The sequence below is a fragment of the Bacillus mesophilus genome (assembly GCF_011008845.1).
GTDB lineage: Bacteria > Bacillota > Bacilli > Bacillales > SA4 > Bacillus_BS > Bacillus_BS mesophilus.
On the sequence record NZ_JAAIWM010000001.1, the window covers coordinates 692,989 to 713,924 of the forward strand.

Genomic DNA, 20,936 nt, shown 5'->3' on the forward strand with positions numbered 1-20,936 from the left:
TTTATGACTCATTGTTTAGTTATGAAAAGTAGGTTTGTAGAAAGAACGGTTATCTAATGCAAATACCCGATCAGAGAATTCACCAGGTTTAACACGTTCTAAGGCACGATCTAGCATGTTCATCTTTGCATCTAAGTTGTCGATATAATGAAGCATCTCCGCTTCCTTAATTAAAGGTGGCTTAGGGCTGCCCCATTCTGCTTTGCCATGGTGAGATAACACAATGTGCTGAAGTACCGTGACCTCTTCTGATTCAATTCCCAGTTCTTCAGCAGCTTTACCGATTTCATTGACCATGATTGTAATATGCCCTAATAAATTCCCCTCCACCGTATAGACAGTTGAAACAGGGCCTGACAGTTCAATCACTTTACCTAAGTCATGCAAAATCACACCTGAATATAATAAATCACGATCCAGTGAAGGATACAGCGATGAAATGGCCTTTGCTAAATCAAGCATGGAAACAACATGATATGCTAATCCTGAAATAAATTCATGGTGATTTTTAGTGGCTGCTGGATATTCAAGGAAAGACTGTTGATACTTCTTTACAAGATGTCGAGTAATTCTTTGGATGTTAGGATTCTTCAACTCAAAGATGTATTGTGTAATCTTAGACATCATCTCGTCTTTAGCTAAAGGTGCTACCTCCAAGAAATCATCAATTGAAACAGAATCAGTATGATTTACTGGACGGATATTTCTAATTTTAAGTTGATTTCTACCTCTATAGCTGTGTACATCCCCATATACCTTTACAATCGATTGTGCGTTAAACTCACTTTCGTGCTCAGGACTGCAATCCCAAAGCTTAGCCTCTATTTCCCCTGTTTGGTCTTGAAAGATTAGGGTTAGAAATGGCTTTCCATTACTAGCAATCCCTTTTGTGCTCGATTTTATAAGTAAATAGATGTCTACTTGTTCTCCAACTTCAAAATGAACAATTCCTTTTGCCATGTTCATCCCCCTATTAAAAAACTCTTAAATTATTTTATAACTTCATTATATCATACTAGAAATCATCTATTAGTAGGCTTTATTTGCTAATTGTTCATGCAAATTGGTCAACCCATATGGTTTAAGATTTAACCCTTCTAATGCCTGTTGATGACAGGTAAAGAATATAATTTGACGCTCTTTAGATAATTGTTTTAGCACCTCCATTGTGATTTCATACCTTGATTGGTCAAAATTAACAAAACTATCATCTATAATAATTGGAAAGGTGATTAAAGATTGATAATAAGTAGCCAATGCTAGTCTCATTGAAAGGTAAAGTTGTTCAGATGTAGCCTGACTCAATTCATTTGGCGAAAATCTCATTCCATCTCTTCTCTCAACCATAATAGCATGAGTTTCAGCTTCCAAAAACAAGCGAGAATATCCTCTTTTAGTAAATGTTTGAAAGAACTGTTCAGCCTTTTCTAACACCTGTGGAAGACGTACCACCCGGTAGTAATCCTTTGTCTGCTGAAGCACATCTTTAGCAATAGCGAGTTTTGCCCATGTCTTTGCCTTGTCTTGTAACTGAGCCTTTTTTACTTCTAACTGTTGAAGCAAAGATGAGTATACTCCAGCTTGCTCGATTTGTTTCTTTTGCAATTTTATACTAGCAAACTTTGACAACAGCTCCTTTTCTTGCTGAAGTGTAGCTTCATACTTTGCATTCAAGGTTTCCTTTTGTTCTAGATGTTCAAATAGAAGATCAGTCTGGTCTGTAAATTCCTGTAGCCATTCTTCGTTATTCTGAAGTAGAATCATTGTGTTCTCATTGATTCTTTGCATTCGTGTTTCTAGCTCGTTCCACTTCTCATTTAGAATGGCCTTCTCTCTAAACTCTTCTTCGGTGTCAACATTTGCAGAAGTATATAATATGGTAATCTGGCATTTATAATAATTTGCTTCATTCTCTATTTGTCTTAGAGATTCTACCAACTCTTTTTGATGTTCTTCAATTATGTCTCTTACTCTCTTCTTTCTATTTGCCTCTTCTAGTTCTTCAATAAGCTGTTGTGGTGTTATAGTATTAAACGCTATTGATCGCCCTAGACCTTGGAGAAGCTGCTCGAAACAGTTCTTATGTTCAAAAATCTCGTTTTCTAACTGTGATTTCTCATCAATATGTTTTTGACTCTCTTCCATCAAACTAACTAGCCGCTCTAGCTGATCATAAAATTCTAATAACATTGAGTAAGAATACTGTTCCGGAATTTTTAGGTTAGTTTTTAACTGATCAAGCTGACTAGTAATGATAAAAAGAGACTGCTCCCACTTTTCAAACTTTTGTATAGTTGTTTCGTATTCCATCTCAAGCTGTTGAAGTCGTAAATTGTCCTTGTGGAGAGCAAGCTGAATTTGTTCGTCCTTAGCTAATAACTGTTCAGCCTCTATCCAGTTTGAAGAATTTGAATCGTCATCACCTGATTCTCGCAACTCCTCTTCCAATTCTCGTAATTCTTCTTTTAATAGTAGTAGAGATTCAGTATTAATCAGTTTCTTACTCAATATGGAACCACCAAACCATACCATCATTCCAGATAATAGAAAGAGTATGCCAGCAACCATCTGTTCTGAAATCGTCTGCCAAATCCCATAGACAATGAGGAAGATCGAAAAAGGAAGTAGAAAGGAATACTTGATTGAGTTAGCATTTTTAATAAGACGTTCTTGTCCACTAATTTGCTTTTTCACTCTCTCATATCTAGATTTACTAGAATGAAGGCTATTTTTCAAGATCTGTTCATTTGCTTTCATATTAACCACAGAGGTTAACTCTTCTCTCTTCTCGGCACTTAAAAGCTGGACACGATAGTGACGAACACCATTTTCAGCTGTGACTATATTTTCTTGTATTTGCTCCTGCTGTTGTTGTAGTATTTCTTTTTTGTTTTGAAGAGCCATGTACTTTGATAATAATTCTTTCAAATCATTTTTTACTGATAGTGAAAGATTTATCTCATCTAGCTCCAAGTCAGTGAGGTTAACTCCTAATGTTTTTTTAATTTTTGCTGCTTGATCTTCTAGCATTTCTATTTTAGAAGCTATGTTAAGAAGTGATTCCTGCTTCATTATAACCCTTGCATCTTTTTGAACAATTGCTTTTACTTCACTTTCCCTATTAATTAACTCTTCATCTATGGAAAGGCTTTTGAGTTTTTTTTGATTTTCTTCAAATTTCACTTTTAGCCCACTAATTCTTGCTTCAATAGGTAGTAAATTTTGAAGAAGATTTTCCAATCTAGTTATTCCATTTACTGGTATAACTGGTTTCAAACCAAGTTCTTCTCTTTGAACAGATATTGAAATTCGTTCATTATTGAAAGGAATATATTGCTCAAAAATATCCAGCTTTTTTATTAGTAATCCAAGGTTATGCAGCTCGTTTTGAATGTCTATATAATCGGCTTCTAGTTGTGCTTCTTCTGATAGTAATGTTTGATATTCCAAGACCTGTGATTTTGCTGAATGAACCTGTTGTGCGAGCTTCGCTGTGAGATCAAGATCTTGGTTAAGCTCTGGCTTCTTACCACTTGGCTTAAAAATTTGCTCCATTTCCTTCAAAAGTTTCTTTTCTAGTTCGATAATCTGATCACTACCGAGGATGCTTGTAGATAGCAGGTATTGACTAAGTTCATCGCCATTTATAGATTGGATATCCTGTAGCCCCTGCAAGCAAAAGGAGAAAATAGAAGTAAACAACTTTCTATTCATACCATTTAATAGCTTATGTAGTTCCACTTCTCCTCCAACTGTACCGTCCTCGAAGTAAACCGTTATTTCGCCCGCTGCTTTGCCTGCTAAACGCTCAATCGTTAATTGTCCATACTGAGCAGAATAAATGGTCATTTTCCCACCATATTTCAGTCCTGTTCTAGGCTCATAACGATTCTCATGCTGATTCCTTAATGGAAAGCCAAATAAGATACTATGCATAAAGGACATAATGGTCGATTTTCCCGCTTCATTCTCACCGTAAAAAGCGTGTAAAGAGTCAGTCAGTTGTATCTCCTGATCGACCATCTTTCCGTAACCGTATATGTGCAGCTTTTGGATGATCATTTCATCACCTCCATTTTACTTAGATCTAAGTAGTTCATGTAAAATCCAGCTCTCCGCCTCAGCTTTAATAATATCTATTTCTTGATCATTCAGAGCTGCTAGGAAACGTCTGCCTTCTTTGTGCTTATATAATGGTGCTAATGCCTCATCAAAGTTATTGTAATCCTCAAAATGTTGCAGTAGATCTCCAAGAAAATGAAGCTCACCCTTTAACGTTTCCTTATCTTTCATAACATCTATTTTAAAATCAAGGGAGTTAACCCAGATAAAGTCTGTTCGAGTTGCTTCCCCTTCATTAAGAATTTCCAGCACATCTTCCGTAACTCCGTGCTGATAAATGATGGTCGAGAGTTCACTATTTCCGTAAATCTCTAGCTGAAGAATTACTGCTTGCTGAGCCTTTCTATATTCCTCTAACTCTGTTTTACATTTATGTATAAGATCATCTATGGTTTGGATATCACTTGCAGTAATCTTCAAATGTTCCCACAAAATATCACATGTTGCTACAAAAGAGTAGCTGGTTCCTAATTCGCTCATTGATACATACATACAGCCTTTTTCTCCAGCTTCCTTTCGATGACGACCTTGGATATTACCTGGATAGATAACCGGTGGCTCAGTTTGTAGAATCTGCCTAGAGTGGATATGCCCTAATGCCCAATAATCAAAGCCTTTATTGTTTAAGTCAGATAGTATAAACGGTGCGTAAGGATTATGATCTGTATTAGAGGATATCGTCCCATGTAAAATGGCGATATGATAGCCTTCCTTTGTTTCTTTCTCATATTGAATGGCCTTGTTTTCCGTTACTGCCTTGTCCAAATAACTAAAACCATAGAGAGTAGCCACTTGCTCTCCTTCTCTTATATAGGGCTTGGCTTCTATGTTTTCATTAAAAAAATGAGCATTAGATGGCCACTCAAGCTTAATCCAGTCTCCGTTCAATGGATCGTGGTTTCCATGTATAATATATGCGGCAATTCCCTCTTGCTCTAAACGTGAAAGTTCGGTTCGTAAACGAATTTGAGCCCTCAAGCTTCTCTGTTCAGAATCAAAGAGATCACCTGCTAGAATAATAAAATCTACCTTCTTTTTTATTGCAAGATTGATAATCCGTTCTAAGGAAATAAAGGTACTTTCCTGAACTCTATTAAGTAAAGATTCCGGTAGATGTTTAAGTCCAATATACGGGCTATCCAGGTGTAAATCTGCTGCATGAAGAAACGTAATTGGCTTCATACTTTTCACTTCCCTCTTTCTAAGTACCCATATTGTACCATCTTCTAAATGCGAATGCACGTTCTTATCACGCTGTGAAATTAATAAAAAAAGAGATTGGCAAACGCCAACCCATAACAAATACAATTTTCTATATTTCTTTTGTCATAAATACACTGTTAGGATCTTCTACATAGTCAGAAAATGGCTTACAATACTCGAAACCAAAACTAGCATAAAGCTTCCTTGCTGGTTCAAATGCAACCATAGAACCTGTTTCTAGACTTAATCGTTTATAATCTCTTCTTATTGCTTCCTCTATAATATAATGAAGCATCTTTCTTGCGACACCTTTTCTAAGATGTTTGGACGATGTTTTCATCGACTTTATTTCTCCATGATGAGGATCTAGTTCTTTAATGGCTCCACACCCCACTAATTCCTCTCCCTCCCACACACTCCAAAAAGTAACCTCAGGCTTTCTTAATCCATCAAGATTTAAGGCATGTGTACTTTCTGGTGGAGACAGTTGTGCCATACTCCAAAGATGATCCATAACCAACTCAGCCACTTCGGGACTTGTTAAATCATCTATTTTTATTTCCATAATCTCACTCCTACGCTGATGATGTTAAAACCTAAATGAATGTTTCATTTATAGTTCTATAACATCATACAATATTCCTTTTTAATGGACGTCTATACTATTTACTGATGCGAAAAAGACCTTCAATCCTTATAGATTGGAGGTCTTTACCTAACTGATTGAATTAGAATTTTTCATTCAAAACCTTTGTATCTTTATCTACTAGGTCGTTGATTAATTGGTTTTTTTTTAGCTCTAGTGTTTCCGAGGTATGACTGTGGGTTTTTTTCAATAATTCTGGGTGTTCCATTAATGACATGCCATAAGAAGGAATCATTTCCTTTATTTTAGGTTCCCACTCATTGATTCTTTCAGGGAAACACTTTGCGATCACTTCAAGCATAACGTGAACCGCTGTAGAAGCACCAGGTGATGCACCTAGTAATGCAGCAATTGAACCATCAGCAGCACTAACAACCTCGGTACCAAACTGAAGCGTTCCTTTACCGCCATCTACGGTATCCTTAATTACTTGCACACGTTGACCAGCTACAACTAAATCCCAATCCTCGCTCTTTGCGTTAGGGATAAATTCACGTAACTCCTCCATACGCTGTTCTTTTGAAAGCATTACCTGTTGAATCAAGTATTTTGTCAGTGACATGTTTTTGGCACCAGCTGCCAGCATAGTTATCAGATTATCAGGCTTTACCGAAGTAACTAAATCGAACATTGAACCGTTCTTTAAAAACTTTGGTGTGAAACCAGCAAATGGTCCAAACAACAATGACTTTTTGTTATCGATAAAGCGTGTGTCAAGATGCGGAACAGACATTGGAGGTGCACCGACTTTTGCTTTACCGTAAACTTTTGCATGATGCTTAGCTACAATCTCTGGATTATTACATACCATAAATAATCCACTTACCGGGAACCCACCAATGTTTTTCCCTTCAGGTATACCAGACTTTTGCAGTAAATGAATGCTTCCGCCTCCGCCTCCGATGAAGACGAATTTTGCCGTATGACGCTCGACAGTACCATTCTTTAAATTCTGTACCTTTAATTCCCATTGGCCGTTATTTTTACGTTTAATATCATTTACACTATGGCTATATTTTAAATCGATATTTTTATTTTTCAAGTGATCAAACAACATACGTGTTAATGCACCAAAGTTAACATCAGTTCCAGTATCTATTTTGGTTGCAGCAATCGGTTCATCGGTCAATTTACGATCTTGCATAATAAGCGGAATCCATTCCATAAGCTTTTTCGGATCATCAGAAAATTCCATCCCTTGGAATAGGGGGTTCTTTGCCATCGCCTCATAACGCTTTCTTAAAAAGGAAACATTTTGTTCCCCATGTACTAAACTAATGTGAGGCAATTCTTTAATAAAATCCTGTGGATTTTGTATCCGCTTGCTTTTTATTAGATAAGACCAAAACTGCATTGAATCTTGAAACTGTTCGTTAATTTTTATAGCTTTACTAACGTCTACAGAACCATCCGGTTTTTCGGCAGTATAGTTAAGTTCACACAACGCCGCATGTCCTGTTCCTGCATTGTTCCATTCGTTAGAGCTTTCCTCACCAGCCTTGGAAAGCTTTTCAAATACTGTAATATTCCATTCCGGTACTAATTCTTTTAAAAGTGTACCTAGAGTCGCACTCATGATACCGGCACCTATTAAGATAACGTCTGTTTTAGTTTCTCTTATGCTCATTTTTACCTTCCTTATATTCCTAAAATTCGCAGAAAGAATGTAGGCGTTCCTGCTTAGGTGTCACACCAATCCATGGTGCGACCTATATTAATTTACTGATATAATAAATTTCATTTATTTAAAGAATCATCTCTACTATTATATGATAATTATAAGCTATTTAAAAGCTGGTAAAAAGTGAAAAGTTTATCCTGGAAGTATTATATTCCTACCTTGTAGTTTACCATTAGTTCTGATCATAAACCAATGCTAAAACTAATAAAATATTTACCAGTTGAGACTTTTTCCTTCTTGTATTCTATCACTTTTTTCTCCGGAAGGATGTATTTTTGCATGAAACTTAACTATAGTTACTTTTTCTGGATTGGAATATGAAGCTTCAACTTTGGCGAGTCAGTCATCGGATTATAATCAAAAGGAAATTCCTCATAATGTTCAAGTTCATTTTGATCTAATACATACTTATTTAGTTCAATCCAATTGTACACCTCGCTATATACCTCATGCACATTTTCTTCTTCATATTGTGAAGTAGCAGACGTGTGTGCTGGGACTGAAATTCCAGTCATACCTTGAGGAATTACATCAAGGTTTGGAACTTCTAAAGCTAGATAATAGCTAAATCCATTCTCAATATTATGGTAGGATAATCCAATAATTATATCTGGATTACATGCATTCTCAATGGATCCTAGGTTGTTGCGAAACTCCTGTTGCAATTTCTTAATAACTCCCTGTCCTGCCTGTTCAAAATGTCCCACTCCATCTTACACCCACACAATTGAACGCTTTTTTATCTTCGACAGTTATTTCCATAACCTTTTTACATCCTTTCTCATTATATGAAAATACAAATAAAAGGTAATCTACTTCTTTTATTTCTTTGTCACATTTATGGCGCGTTTTATATCCTTAAATGAAGAAGACTTTCCGTAGAGTAAGACTCCACCTTTATACACTTTTGCACCAACTAATGCCAAAAGAATAATGGTTCCACCTAGAATACCGATCCCTAGAGCAACCTCCCAAACTGGGACATTTAACATTCCGACTCTTAAAAACATAATCATCGGTGTGAAAAATGGGATAAAGGAAGTAACTGTAATGAACGTATTTTCAGGATTTCCTAACCCAAACATCGCAATCATAAAAGCAATCACAATTAACAAAGTCATCGGTGTAATCATTTGTTGAACATCTTCAATTCTACTTACAAGCGAGCCAAGTACCGCTGCGAGTGTGGCAAATAAAAAATATCCTAGTAAAAAGAACACAATCGCGTAAACAATTGTACTTACAGGTAAATGAGTAAAACCAAGAAACTGAAACATCCCACTTTCCATATTCGATAAATTCATTTTTATGGATTGATATCCAATTAACAGTAGAATACTAAATTGCGTCATGCTTAATAAAGCAATTCCCAAAATCTTTCCGAACATTTGAGTGACTGGTGAAACACTAGAAATCAATATTTCCATGACACGTGAGGATTTTTCTGTTGCAACCTCCATTGCAATCATGTTGGCATACATGATTACCGCTATATAAATCATAAACAAAATAATATATACAAGACCACGGGCCGAGTTTAACTCTTCTTCTGTCTTCGCATTTTCCTCAAGAGCAACCATTTCAAATAATACTGGCTCATATAGTTGCTGTATTTCCGCATCTGATAACCCTATTTGTGATGTCGCAATCGATATTTTCACTTGTTGCAAGGATTGCTGTAGATTCAAAGACTCTAGTGAATTGGCAATAGAATTTGCCTTGTACACTGCCTCAGGCAGACCTGTATCGTTATATGCTAGCACTAAAACCCCTTCAAACTGGCCATTTTGCACATCCGTTTCAGCCTCTTGAATCGTACCATCATATAAGTCTAATTCTAGCTCTTGATCTATGAGAAGGATTTGTTGCTGTAAGATTGGAAATAGCTCTCCTGACTCGTCGATTACAGCTACTCTTTTCCCTTCCTCCTTATCGAACACTTTTATGATGTTCTCAAAATTACTTAATCCAAGAATTAAAACAGCAGTTACAGCTGTGGTAATAATGAAGGATTTTGATTTTAGTTTATTTAAATAGGTATGAAGCAAGATAATCCAAAATTTATTCATGGTAAGTAGCACCTACCTTCTCAACGAAAATATCATGTAACGATGGTTCTTCTAGTTCAAACTTACGAACGAAGCCTTTCCCATGTAGCATTGAAAAGATATTCATCGATGCTTCTTCACTTTCTACTTGTAGGATTATTCCACCGCTTCTTTCCTTGTACTTTAGTACACCCTCTACCGCTTTTAAAAATGACAAATCAAAATCCGCTTGAATAGAAAGGTTCTTCTTTCCAAACGCACGCTTGATTTCCCTCAAAGACCCATGAACGACAGGTTTACCATGGTGCATAATGCAGAGATGCTCACAAAGCTCTTCTACATGCTCCATTCTGTGACTTGAAAATACTATTGAAGTCCCTTCATTTTTCAAATCAATGACAGCATCTTTAAGTAGTTCCACATTAACAGGATCAAGTCCACTGAATGGCTCATCTAAAATAAGTAAATCTGGTCTATGTATAACAGATGCTATAAATTGGATCTTTTGTTGATTACCCTTTGATAACTCTTCCACTCTTTTGTTTTCATAATCAGGAATTCTAAATCGTTCAAGCCAATTTTTCATTTCCTTTATCACTTCATTTTTTTTCATTCCCCGTAATCTACCTAAATATATTAGCTGTTCTTTTACCTTAAGCTTTGGATATAGCCCGCGCTCCTCCGGTAAGTAGCCAATGATATTACTTGTTTTATAGTTAATCACGCTGTCCTTCCAACTAATTGTTCCAGAGGTTGGTTCTAATAATCCTAAAATCATCCGGAAGGTTGTTGTCTTTCCCGCACCATTAGCCCCTAAGAAACCAAACATTTCTCGTTCTGGAATAGTTATAGAAAGATGGTCGACCGCTGTAAAGTTCCCGAATCGTTTAACTACATTATCAATTTTTAATGTCATGTTGTCCCTCCTCTTCTTCCTTATTTACGAATCAAAATGAGGATTGATTCATCATTTAGCAGGAATTTTAAGAATTATAGAGAAATAATTATAAATAGGTAAGTAAAAGATTATGGTTGGAGGTTTTCAAATGGCGATTTATACTGTTACGGTTTTTGATAAAACAGGTAGTAAGTTATTAGATGAGAATTTTGATGCGTCAACTGATGCAGATGCAAAAGTTAAGGGTGAAGCAATATTAAAAGAAAAAGGTTACGAGGAACATACACATCGTTGTGTGTCACCAACAGGTAAGCTAATTCTTTTTCATCGTTAATATTTGGTCATATGAAAACGGTCACATAAAAAGTGACCGTTTTATTTAGTTTAAATAGGCTGGTTTCCGAATTCTTATCGCTGTTATAACTAAACTCCAATTAAGGTTTGGTCCGTTGATTTCCATTGCAGGCACTCGCTTTCCGCGGGGAGGGATGTGAGCCTCCTCGGCTTTGCCTGCGGGGTCTCACACTTCCCTCTATGTCCCGCAGGAGTCGAGCGCCTTCCACTCCAATCAACTCTAGTATTTTACAAAGCTATTTTAAAGAAAACAACCTTTCAATTAAATGTTGGGTTTTCTTATACTACTTCCCTACAAACTGAGGCTTTCGTTTTTCTAAAAACGCACTAACACCTTCTTTATGGTCTTCGGTTACTCTCATTTTCCCTTGGTTATGGGTTTCCAATTTAAGGATGCTCTTCAGTTCATCAAGTTGAATGTTTACATAAATTAACTTTGTGGCAATCATAGCTTGCACAGGCTTCTCTTGCCATGCTGCAATTTTCCCTGTTACCGCTTCTTCCAAATCGCCTGTTACTTCATCGATAACACCTATTTCCAGAGCTTCTTCTGCTGCTAGAGTCTTTCCTTCCCAGATAACAGATCTTGCCTTTTTATCACCCAGTCGCTGCTTTAGGAAGAAATGACCTCCACCATCTGGTACTAGTCCAATTCCGATAAAGTTCATAGCAACCTTAGCACGCTCATCTACCATAACATGATCACATGCAAGCGCTAGACTCAAACCTAATCCAGCAGCTGCCCCATGAATCGCACAAATAGTTAACTTCGGCATTTCATATAACGCCGTCACTACCGCACCGATTGTCTCCATGATTGATTCGAACGGTGTGTCAAATGAGGAAAGCATCGTTTTGATATCTCCACCAGCGGAGAAACCTTTACCGCTTCCTTTAATAACAAGGATATTTTCTTCCATTTGGGCAGCCTTATTTAACAGCTCTAATAACTCCTCTAACATAGGTACATCTAATGAATTATAAGCTTCAGGTCGGTTTAAAGTAATCGTAATGACACCATTATGTTTTTCAAGCAAAACTGTTCCAGACATAAATTCTCCTCCTAATGATCAAACATATATACTACTACTTATTCTATATATGAGAGTTATTTCCTTTTATAATATAAAGTTATTGTTTGTTTCATTACTCTAAGCTATGGGGTTCGACTGCCTAGGCAATAGGAAAATTTATATAGTCTATCAGTCTTATATTTTTAATGTATAATAAATATTGATATATGCATGAAAGGAAGGTTTAAAAATTGGACAATCAGATTCCTCAAATAAAAACGCGCAACTATAAACCAGCTATCATTATCATCTCCGTTGTTATTAATGTGTTGGTTTTAGTACTAGCTGGTATTCCTGGAGTAGATAACTTCACTGCTTTTGATGTGAAAATCCTACCATTAATGAACGCCATTTTTAATAGTTTTACATTTTTATTCTTAGTCGGAGCTTTAGTAGCCATCTTAAATAAAAAGGTGACACTGCATCGCCGGTTAATCTATGCAGCGTTTATTTCTACTACTCTATTTCTTCTTTCTTATGTCACTTATCATTTTATTGCTGAATCAACTTCTTATGGTGGTACGGGTATAATGGCTGGCATTTATTACTTTATACTAATCACCCATATCATTTTAGCAGCTGTTATTGTTCCCCTTGCCTTAACATCTGTAGCAAGAGCCTGGAATATGGAAAATGAACGTCATAAAAAAATTGCACGCTGGACTATGCCTTTATGGTTATATGTCAGTTTGACAGGAATCCTTGTTTATTTAATGATTTCGCCATATTATTAAAAATATAAAAAACGCTTAATCCCTGAAAGCACCTCCTTGTTAGATTTCTATCTATCAAGGAGGTGCTTTCGAGTTTTCAAGCGTTCTTCACATGAATTTTTTAGACCTGCGTTTTGTTTATATCAAACAATTCATTTAAGATGATTATTTTATCTTTTGTATATTGTTCAAATCCATCGTTATAGGACTTCGGATCCTTAGGATTTGCAAAACGTGTGATTTTTCCTGTTTCAGGATGAACAAATTTACTGGATGCTCCACAGCCTAACCCAATAATGGTTTGTTTTTCTTCCATGATCATGATGTTATATATACTTTCTTGACCTGGCAAGGAGTAACCGACGTTTTCAAGATTACCAAGAATGTTTTTCTGCCTATATAAATAATAAGGTGTATATCCGTTAGATGCAGTCCAGTTTGTTGCTAGCTCCATCATTCTTGTTATCTCATTGCGATCAGCAACCTTGTATTTTTCTTTATTTTGAGTCATTTCAGAAGCTCTTTTAAAAGAAAGAGTATGAACAGTTAGTGACTCAGGCATAAGTTTTTGCGTCTCGTCTAGCGTGTATTGAAACTCCTCTAATCCTTCTCCAGGTAAGCCGATAATTAAGTCCATATTTATATTGTGCATGCCCATCGACCTTGCTAAATGGTACTTATTAATCGTCTCCTCTACGGTATGGTGTCTACCAATAGCTTTTAATGTTTCTTGTATATAAGACTGTGGATTAATACTGATTCGATCGATGTTCCATTTGTTCAACACCTGAAGTTTTTCTGGTGTAATGGTATCAGGTCTTCCCGCTTCAACAGTAATTTCCCGAATCTTTTCAACTGATGGAAAAGATTCGTACATTTCCTCATACAGCAAGTCCATCTCTTCCGCAGTTATGCTCGTTGGTGTGCCGCCTCCGTAATAAATGGTGGTTATGTTAATATTATTTTCTTTCAGCCATCGTCCGATTTCTCGGATTTCAAAATGCAAACCACCTAAGAAAGAGTCTACTTTTCCTTGCTTTCCATTTATTGCATATGCAGGGAATGTACAGTATGCACATTTGGTTGGACAAAAAGGAATGCCAATATAAATACTAACTTCCTTACCAAGATCGTATAAGTCAGGTACAACATCGAGTTGACGATCTACAATCGACTGCATTAATGCAATTTTGTGATCCTGAATCTTGTAATCCTCTTTTAGCTCTGCATGTGCCGCCTCTTTCGACTTTCCTTCTTGTAGCTTTTTATGAAGTAGCTTTGTTGGCCTTACTCCAGTTAAAATCCCCCACTGCTGCACCATACCAGTTACTTCTTCCAAAACGCTTAATAACACGTAAGAAACAGTGCTCTTGATAAGTCGAAAACGCTCTTTCTCTGTTTCTTCCGCTGAAACGTTTTGTTCAAAAGTTGCCTCGTATCGTTTGGCAGTTGAATGTAAAATTCCCATCGCATTTGCACGTATAGTATGATCGCCCTCAGTAACATCAATGTGAACAGTAAACTCAGGGGAATCAATCATCTCAAAGTGTAGATCCGCTTCTTCAAAAAACAACTGAACAATATGTGTGAGCGGTCTTACAAATCTGTCATCCTTTATACCATCTAATTGGATTTTCAAAGCAAATCACCTTTCTATTTAAAAAGCTTACTTAAGTGTACATAAGGATGAGTGGTAGGTCAATTTCATAACTTTACGCTAGGAAACTCTAAAGTGCATACAGAAAAGGTGCTGACCTACGCCAGCACCTTTTATCATTTATTATTTAAGTGTGTTATGGACAATTGTTTTCTAAAATGAGACATGATCATATAGGGAACTCCGTTTTGGTCATTTTTCCTAGTAATCCAATCAGCTGCTTGTTTTACCTCTATAGGAGCATTTCCCATTGCTACTCCTAATCCGGCTTCTCTAATCATTTCTAGGTCACTGATTGAATCCCCAATCACAACCATCTCAGAAAAATCTATTCCTAAATATTGACCAAGTAGCTTTAGGCCGTCCCTTTTTGAAACCTGCTTGGAGACAATTTCAAGTTTAAGAGGTGCATCAGAATAAAGGTGAACCCCTTCAAAGGCATGCTCTAAAGTTGTCTGTGCTCTTTCCAACTCTTCATGCTTTTCAAAGTAAACGTCTATTTTAGGTGTTGAAACTGGAAAGTCACGAAGAGAATCGCCCAATGATTCTACAAATTGCATGGGATAAAACAACGGATCACCCGTTACAAATACTGCCCTTGCCACCATATTATTTTGCAGATGAACTCGGTTACCAAGGGAATACCTTTCATGTAATAATCGGATATTACAATCAAAGTTTTCTAACACTTGGACAATATTAAAGGTCTTTTCTTCTGGTATACGATTATCTATAATAGGCGCATCCACCGATGTAGCGATAAATCCTCCTCCATGTGTAACTAGTAAACCATCGATTTTTAAAGCCTTTGCCACTTTTTTGGCAGAAGGAAAATTCCGATTAGTTACTAAAGTAATATAAACTCCTCTACGTTTCACAAAGTCAATCGCTTCTTTTAAACCCTTTTGAAGCCGTCCGTTTGAACGAAGGATCGTTCCATCTATGTTTAATGCCAGCATCCGATAGTACATCACTATCTTCTCCCTTCAAAGGTCTAGTCATATATCCTTAAATTATGTTAATTTTCAAGGGAATAGAACTTGCCTTAAAGAGAGGACAATTTATAACACCTTAATGGATATCTCGCTTTTTAAAGCGTCCACCTTTTACCTCGGCGATATTACCTACATCGAGAAACGCCCCAGAATCGAGCTCTTCCACAATTGATTTTAGTTTAGCTTCTTCTAATCGTGTAATAACGCAGAAGATTACTTTCTTATCATCTCCCGTATAGGCCCCTTCCCCAGAAAGGTATGTTACTCCACGACCTAATCTTGCCATAATCGCATCACCAATTTCTATGTGTTGATCACTAATAATCCAAGCCGATTTAGACTCGTCTAATCCCATTACGGTTACATCTATTGTTTTAAAAGCAATAAAATAGGCAATTAGCGAGTACATGGCACGATCCCAACCGAACACAAATCCAGCACTACCTAAAATGAAAATATTAAAAAACATAATAATTTCACCGACTGAAAACGGTAATTTCTTATTGAACAAGATTGCTAAAATTTCCGTACCATCTAATGAACCGCCATATCTAATAACAATACCGACACCAATCCCGAGTGTGATACCTCCAAAAACTGTAGCCAATAACGGATCTGTTGTCACTACTTCCACATTATGGAGCGCTGCTACTGAGAAGGATAAAACGATGATAGCAAACAAGGTAGAATATGCGAAGGTTTTACCAATTTGTTTATATCCGATGTACAGAAAAGGCAGATTGAGGAAGAATAAGAACCAAGCTAACTTAATGTTAGTTAAATAAGATAAGATAATGGATATTCCGACAATTCCACCGTCAATAATCTTATTCGGTACAAGGAATAATTCAAGTCCTGCAGCCATTAATATAGAGCCTAATAAAATAAATAAACCTCGTTTAAAAATCTTAATCAAAGACGTATGTTTATGTTGTGTTTGTTTTTTTGCAACTTCCAACTCCATCCCTCCCTGAAGTAATCATTTATTTTAATTATAACACTATGTTAGTCTATATTATTTTCAGATGCTTCGTTTGTTGTAAAAATTATAGATGAATATTTGGTTAGTGATCAACATAGATGAGGTTTCATTGCGCTACCACTTGCTCAAAGTTCAGTTAGTAGCAACAGACGCATATTTTAGAAAAGTGACGCATAAAAGTCAGGATTAGACGCATATATTTCAATTTTGACGCATAAGAGTTGAAGTTTGGCGCACATTTTCGAAATACGGTGCATAAAAGGTTAAACCAAAGATTAGGTTGACTCAAAATCACCCTATTTTAGTTAAAAATTCTTAAATATACCAGTAAACCCTATACTGACGTCTGTAAATAAGCATACCCTTCCATTAAATAAAAAAACCTCGCAACATTTCCATTGCGAGGTTCTCCTATTATGATCCCATTGGACCGTATAATTCTTCTAGAGGCTTCATGATAATTTGATTTAGTTCACCAATTAACACGCTCATACGCTGCTCGGTATCCATTAGACGTGCAATTGTCGGATGTTGCTGAACTAGTGCCACTTGTTGTTGCGCCTGTTCAACCTCTTGTTGAGTAATTTCCATACCAGACATTTGCTTTTGCTGAAGCTGTAGTTGCATATCGCGGAAGCTTGTAAAAAGTCTCGACGCTGCTTCGTCTGCATTCACTTCATCATATAATTTTTTTAGTTCCTGAAATTCATTGCTGTTTCTAACAGCCTTTTCTAATTCGTATGCTACATCATGTAAATTGGTAGACATGTAGGTCCCTCCTCAAATTATGTAAATGACCACGCACTTAAATTATTCATACGTTCAGTCTCCTACAACTATAACAAACCTTTTTGTGTATTTCACCCTATAAGCCATACAATAACTCCTTGAAGCAGTCCAATTAACCCACCCAGTAGCGCTCCTAGAAAGGTAATCATTTTAAATTCTTTTTTTGAAATGGATAAGATCATATCTTCCAATCTTCCGACTGAAAAGCCTTCAACTTGGTGTCTAACCATATCTTCCACTCTGAGTTTTTGAAGGATCTTGTCAGAGTTCTTCGCTAAATAAAAGACCGCAAACTTTACAATCGCTGGAGCAATTTTTTCAATGATTAATTCTTTTACAGGTAGAAGCAATTCAGAAACCGGACGCTCTAACAGAGCAGAGATGTTCAGTTCTTTTACTATTTTCTGTCTTACAGTGAAAACGAGTTCCTCTTTTTTAAGGATGTCTGAAAACTCATCCACTCTCTTACGTTTTAGCTTATTCCATTCTTCCTCTATTAAAGAAGTTAGAATTTGGACTGTTCCATCATGCTTAAGGAATTTAATAATTTCAGGCTGAACCTTTTCTACAAGGCTTACTTGCCCTAAAAACATGGTGACCATATTGCCAAGCATCCCTCTCGTTGCTAGGAAATCATCAATCATGTTCTTAAGCTTTTGCTTTCCGACTTCACTTTGAAAAAATTCAACACCTTTATTGGATATGTAAAGACTTATAGAAGGAATACTTTGATCAATGCGACTGATTAGACTAGCCGGTATCAACTCATCGATACTCTGTGAGGAATGCTCGTCCCAAAATTTTTCAAGTTTTTCTTCAAGAAATCGATCTGCCTTGATCATTAATTTTGTATCAGCATCCTGAATATTTAGTTTTTTAAGAAGCTCCTTTATCGTCATATCTGTCTCAAAAAGCTTGTTACTCTCACTTTTGACGATTTCATTCATTTCACCAATAAACGTAGGATCTGTAAATTTCTTTTTGAATCCCTCTGCCGTTACTAGATGTTCTACTACTAATCTCCCCATCTGTACAGCTAGCTCTTCTCTTCGTTTTGGTATTAAACCGGGTGTAAAGGGAAGTCGTTTTCCTTTTACATATATAGGATGATGTGGTCGAAAGAGCATTTGAATAGCCAGGTGATTGGTAAAACCACCTATTATTGCTCCAATTACAACCATCATTCCAATCATGAACAGATCCTTCATATTATCACCTTTCTTTCACCATCTTGAGCGATCCTTCATACGATACGATATCAGCAAGTGCCTATTTTATTATAGGGTTTATTATCTTCTCAATCAAATGAGGGTTGAATATGATCTTTAGTGAAAAAGTACAGGTTATCAGTCAAGACATCCAAAATCCATATGTAATTAACATATCTGAAGAGCTTTTTTTAAGCTGGTCACTTTCCCTTAGAAAAAAATATCATTTTCAATGTGGAAACTATAGTACGCACGTTGTGTTCTTTCCTGATTCTTCAATTAAAGGGATAGGAATGGATTCAAGGCTGCTTCAAGAACTCAAGCTATCAACCAACAACCAAAATCTAACGCTTTTCTATCATGAAAGTGCAGGAATGTTTTCGTTAGGACTTGTGATTGGACTATTAACAGAAACAAGGGAAACAGAAAGTGGTCCTTCATTTGGTTCGGTCCATGATTTTGCAAAAGAACTGTCTGTCTATTGCCAGGAAAACCATGTCCTCTTTTACGTATTTTCATTAAAAGCATTGAATGTGAATACACTTGAGGTTCAGGGATATATTTGGAACGGAGAGAAATGGGAACTCACTCTCGTCCCACTTCCTCATGTTGTTCATAACCGGATTCACTCTAGGAAAAGAGAGAAATCAGCAACAGCTGAAGCACTATTTTCCTTGTTACGTGATAAACAGATTCCCTTTTTTAATGATCATTTTCTAAATAAGTGGGAATCACACCAGCATTTAGTTCAGCATGAGCATCTTCTACCCTATCTACCAGAAACCGAATTACTACTAAATATTAATCAGTTAGAACACTTTTTAAAGAAGCATGAACAAGTCTTTATTAAACCGATTCATGGAAGTCAGGGAAAGAAAATTATTAGAATCGAAAATGAAGATGATCACTATTTGCTTGATTATACGACCTTTAATGGAGACATCGAAAAGAAGTATGATGAGATACTTGAGCTTTTTCAAGGTATTAAACCTCGACTAGCAAAACAGGCATCCATTATACAACAAGGCATAGAATTGCTAACCTATGAAGACAGGATTTTAGACTTTCGTTTCCTATGTCATATGAACCAAAGTAATAGCTGGAAGGTTACATCTTCAGTGGCAAGAATCTCTTCTCCTAATGAATTTGTTTCAAATTTGGCTAGAGGCGGAGAAATCCAAAAGGTTCATAAAGTATTAAAAGACCTTCTTGATACTAAAACAGCCCTTGATGTGAATAAAATGTTACATGAGCTTGCAGTAGAAGTAGCCTCGTCGATTGGACAGTCGGAGGAAGGTTTATTTGGTGAATTAGGAATTGATTTGGCTTTAGATCAACAAGCAAAGCCTTGGATTATTGAAGTAAATACAAAGCCATCCAAAAACCTGGATTCTCCTACTTCTTTTTTTATCGTTCGTCCATCAGCAAAGGCTGTTATTCAATATTGCATGTATTTATCAAACCCTTTCCAAAGGAGCGAACTATCATGATTTCTCTTGGTTTTCTTACCATCAAACGCCATCAAGAGCTGGCCTATTTTACTGAGGTTGCAACTGCATTAAAGGGAAAGGGTTTATCATTCTTTCGCTTTACCCCTTTAGATATTGACCCATCTACTGAATTGGTGCACGGTCTAACCTACAATGAGTCAACAGAAGAATGGGAGTCTGACGTATTTCCCATTCCAGATTACCTATATGATCGCTGCTTTTATCAACCTGAGCCTTCTTCCAAAAAAGCTGAACCCATCGTGAAATGGCTGAAACAGAGACCTGGTACTTGTTTTCTAGGCTATGGTTTACCAAATAAATGGGAGGTTTATCAATCAATATGTGAGCAGAACTCTATTTCTTCCTACTTACCTACCACTATTCAGATTGAAAACTTTCAACAGTTAAAAACACTCTTAAGGAAAGAAAAATCGATTATGATCAAGCCCGTGAATGGTTCACAAGGTAATGGAGTGATTCATATCCAGCTGTTAGCGAAAGAAATTACTGTCCACACTCAAAAGCGAGGTAAATCAATTCATAAATCTTTTGCCAATCAGTTAGACTTTAAGCGTTTTATAGACTCTCTCTTAAGAGAAACCTCCTTTATTGGGCAGAATTTCTTACCATTACAACATAAAGAGAAGCCATTCGACATAAGAATCCTTCTTCAGAAAAATGAGCAAGGAGATTGGATTGAACAAGGCAGAGGAGTAAGAATGGGATGTGAAAAAGGGATTGTCTCCAATCTTCACAATGGAGGAGAAGTGATCCCATTTCCAGTTATTCTTTCTTATTATCAGTCACCTATAAAAGAACTGATACAAGAGGAGATTAATTCAATTATAAAGCTTATTCCACCTCTTCTTGAAGAAAGGTTCGGTAGATTATTTGAGCTAGGACTCGATATCGGAGTAACAGAAGAAGGAGCTGTCTGGCTACTTGATATCAATTCAAAGCCTGGTCGGAAAGTTATTACTAGTAGTTCCCCTACTTCGAACATTGGTTTATATCAAGCTCCCTATCACTACATTCATTACATGGAACAGCAAAAAACAAAAACGAACTAGAAAAGAG

At 36.5% G+C, this 20,936-nt stretch carries 18 protein-coding genes; 4 read left to right on the forward strand and 14 right to left on the reverse strand.

Features of this window, described 5'->3' with window-relative positions; all coding sequences use genetic code 11:
• Positions 1 to 15: 15 nt before the first annotated feature.
• The 8 genes from yhaM to G4D63_RS03540 form a co-directional block, all read right to left on the reverse strand.
• A complete protein-coding gene (gene yhaM / locus G4D63_RS03505; protein ID WP_163177731.1) occupies positions 16 to 960 on the reverse strand; it encodes a 3'-5' exoribonuclease YhaM in 945 nt (314 codons plus the stop codon).
• A 69-nt stretch (positions 961 to 1,029) separates the two neighbouring features.
• Entirely contained in the window at positions 1,030 to 4,062 is a 3,033-nt protein-coding gene (locus tag G4D63_RS03510; protein ID WP_163177733.1) for an ATP-binding protein, read from the reverse strand.
• Positions 4,063 to 4,077: 15 nt separating this feature from the next.
• Positions 4,078 to 5,304, reverse strand: a complete 1,227-nt coding sequence (locus tag G4D63_RS03515) for a metallophosphoesterase family protein (protein WP_163177735.1) — start codon at positions 5,302 to 5,304, stop codon at positions 4,078 to 4,080.
• 130 nt (positions 5,305 to 5,434) lie between these two features.
• Positions 5,435 to 5,890 (reverse strand): GNAT family N-acetyltransferase, encoded by a 456-nt coding sequence (locus G4D63_RS03520; RefSeq protein WP_163177737.1) that lies wholly within the window; start codon positions 5,888 to 5,890, stop codon positions 5,435 to 5,437.
• A 163-nt stretch (positions 5,891 to 6,053) separates the two neighbouring features.
• On the reverse strand, positions 6,054 to 7,613 hold the full coding sequence (locus tag G4D63_RS03525) for a malate:quinone oxidoreductase (protein WP_338023894.1): 1,560 nt from the start codon (positions 7,611 to 7,613) through the stop codon (positions 6,054 to 6,056).
• A 335-nt stretch (positions 7,614 to 7,948) separates the two neighbouring features.
• Positions 7,949 to 8,359, reverse strand: a complete 411-nt coding sequence (locus G4D63_RS03530) for a GyrI-like domain-containing protein (RefSeq protein ID WP_163177741.1) — start codon at positions 8,357 to 8,359, stop codon at positions 7,949 to 7,951.
• A gap of 114 nt (positions 8,360 to 8,473) precedes the next feature.
• Entirely contained in the window at positions 8,474 to 9,721 is a 1,248-nt protein-coding gene (locus G4D63_RS03535; protein WP_163177743.1) for an ABC transporter permease, read from the reverse strand.
• On the reverse strand, positions 9,714 to 10,616 hold the full coding sequence (locus G4D63_RS03540) for an ABC transporter ATP-binding protein (RefSeq protein ID WP_163177745.1): 903 nt from the start codon (positions 10,614 to 10,616) through the stop codon (positions 9,714 to 9,716). Before G4D63_RS03540 ends, G4D63_RS03535 begins: the two co-directional genes overlap by 8 nt.
• A gap of 130 nt (positions 10,617 to 10,746) precedes the next feature.
• Here G4D63_RS03540 and G4D63_RS03545 point away from each other — a divergent pair, with 130 nt between their 5' ends.
• The gene (locus G4D63_RS03545; RefSeq protein WP_163177747.1) at positions 10,747 to 10,932 is read left to right on the forward strand and encodes a YhzD family protein; all 186 of its coding nucleotides are present in this window, start codon (positions 10,747 to 10,749) and stop codon (positions 10,930 to 10,932) included.
• Positions 10,933 to 11,236: 304 nt separating this feature from the next.
• Here the strand turns inward: G4D63_RS03545 and G4D63_RS03550 are convergent, their stop codons facing one another.
• Positions 11,237 to 12,004, reverse strand: coding sequence for an enoyl-CoA hydratase (locus tag G4D63_RS03550; protein ID WP_163177749.1), 768 nt, complete (start codon positions 12,002 to 12,004; stop codon positions 11,237 to 11,239).
• A gap of 212 nt (positions 12,005 to 12,216) precedes the next feature.
• Here G4D63_RS03550 and G4D63_RS03555 point away from each other — a divergent pair, with 212 nt between their 5' ends.
• On the forward strand, positions 12,217 to 12,759 hold the full coding sequence (locus tag G4D63_RS03555) for a DUF420 domain-containing protein (protein ID WP_205603755.1): 543 nt from the start codon (positions 12,217 to 12,219) through the stop codon (positions 12,757 to 12,759).
• A gap of 100 nt (positions 12,760 to 12,859) precedes the next feature.
• Here G4D63_RS03555 and G4D63_RS03560 read toward each other — a convergent pair whose 3' ends face one another.
• From G4D63_RS03560 to G4D63_RS03580, 5 genes are all read right to left on the reverse strand, one after another.
• Positions 12,860 to 14,377: a coproporphyrinogen III oxidase gene (locus G4D63_RS03560; RefSeq protein ID WP_163177751.1), complete on the reverse strand. Its 1,518-nt coding sequence runs from the start codon at positions 14,375 to 14,377 to the stop codon at positions 12,860 to 12,862.
• A 134-nt stretch (positions 14,378 to 14,511) separates the two neighbouring features.
• Entirely contained in the window at positions 14,512 to 15,366 is an 855-nt protein-coding gene (locus G4D63_RS03565) for a Cof-type HAD-IIB family hydrolase (RefSeq protein WP_163177753.1), read from the reverse strand.
• A 100-nt stretch (positions 15,367 to 15,466) separates the two neighbouring features.
• Entirely contained in the window at positions 15,467 to 16,354 is an 888-nt protein-coding gene (locus G4D63_RS03570) for a YitT family protein (protein ID WP_163177755.1), read from the reverse strand.
• 432 nt (positions 16,355 to 16,786) lie between these two features.
• Positions 16,787 to 17,140: a YlbF/YmcA family competence regulator gene (locus tag G4D63_RS03575; protein ID WP_163177757.1), complete on the reverse strand. Its 354-nt coding sequence runs from the start codon at positions 17,138 to 17,140 to the stop codon at positions 16,787 to 16,789.
• Between the two features lie 92 nt (positions 17,141 to 17,232).
• Positions 17,233 to 18,369 carry a DUF445 domain-containing protein gene (locus tag G4D63_RS03580; RefSeq protein WP_163177759.1) on the reverse strand — a complete coding sequence of 379 codons (1,137 nt, stop codon included), beginning with the start codon at positions 18,367 to 18,369 and terminating at the stop codon, positions 17,233 to 17,235.
• A gap of 110 nt (positions 18,370 to 18,479) precedes the next feature.
• Here G4D63_RS03580 and G4D63_RS03585 point away from each other — a divergent pair, with 110 nt between their 5' ends.
• Positions 18,480 to 19,859, forward strand: coding sequence for a YheC/YheD family endospore coat-associated protein (locus tag G4D63_RS03585; RefSeq protein ID WP_163177761.1), 1,380 nt, complete (start codon positions 18,480 to 18,482; stop codon positions 19,857 to 19,859).
• A complete protein-coding gene (locus G4D63_RS03590; RefSeq protein ID WP_163177763.1) occupies positions 19,856 to 20,929 on the forward strand; it encodes a YheC/YheD family endospore coat-associated protein in 1,074 nt (357 codons plus the stop codon). Before G4D63_RS03585 ends, G4D63_RS03590 begins: the two co-directional genes overlap by 4 nt.
• Positions 20,930 to 20,936: the final 7 nt, after the last annotated feature.

Excerpts from the sequence above, each read along its gene's own strand:
- yhaM (WP_163177731.1), bottom strand. The coding sequence starts at position 960 with ATGGCAAAAGGAATTGTTCATTTTGAAGTTGGAGAACAAGTAGACATC.
- G4D63_RS03510 (WP_163177733.1), bottom strand. The coding sequence starts at position 4,062 with ATGATCATCCAAAAGCTGCACATATACGGTTACGGAAAGATGGTCGAT.
- G4D63_RS03515 (WP_163177735.1), bottom strand. The coding sequence starts at position 5,304 with ATGAAGCCAATTACGTTTCTTCATGCAGCAGATTTACACCTGGATAGC.
- G4D63_RS03520 (WP_163177737.1), bottom strand. The coding sequence starts at position 5,890 with ATGGAAATAAAAATAGATGATTTAACAAGTCCCGAAGTGGCTGAGTTG.
- G4D63_RS03535 (WP_163177743.1), bottom strand. The coding sequence starts at position 9,721 with ATGAATAAATTTTGGATTATCTTGCTTCATACCTATTTAAATAAACTA.
- G4D63_RS03540 (WP_163177745.1), bottom strand. The coding sequence starts at position 10,616 with ATGACATTAAAAATTGATAATGTAGTTAAACGATTCGGGAACTTTACA.
- G4D63_RS03545 (WP_163177747.1), top strand. The coding sequence starts at position 10,747 with ATGGCGATTTATACTGTTACGGTTTTTGATAAAACAGGTAGTAAGTTA.
- G4D63_RS03550 (WP_163177749.1), bottom strand. The coding sequence starts at position 12,004 with ATGTCTGGAACAGTTTTGCTTGAAAAACATAATGGTGTCATTACGATT.
- G4D63_RS03565 (WP_163177753.1), bottom strand. The coding sequence starts at position 15,366 with ATGTACTATCGGATGCTGGCATTAAACATAGATGGAACGATCCTTCGT.
- G4D63_RS03570 (WP_163177755.1), bottom strand. The coding sequence starts at position 16,354 with ATGGAGTTGGAAGTTGCAAAAAAACAAACACAACATAAACATACGTCT.
- G4D63_RS03575 (WP_163177757.1), bottom strand. The coding sequence starts at position 17,140 with ATGTCTACCAATTTACATGATGTAGCATACGAATTAGAAAAGGCTGTT.
- G4D63_RS03580 (WP_163177759.1), bottom strand. The coding sequence starts at position 18,369 with ATGAAGGATCTGTTCATGATTGGAATGATGGTTGTAATTGGAGCAATA.
- G4D63_RS03585 (WP_163177761.1), top strand. The coding sequence starts at position 18,480 with ATGATCTTTAGTGAAAAAGTACAGGTTATCAGTCAAGACATCCAAAAT.
- G4D63_RS03590 (WP_163177763.1), top strand. The coding sequence starts at position 19,856 with ATGATTTCTCTTGGTTTTCTTACCATCAAACGCCATCAAGAGCTGGCC.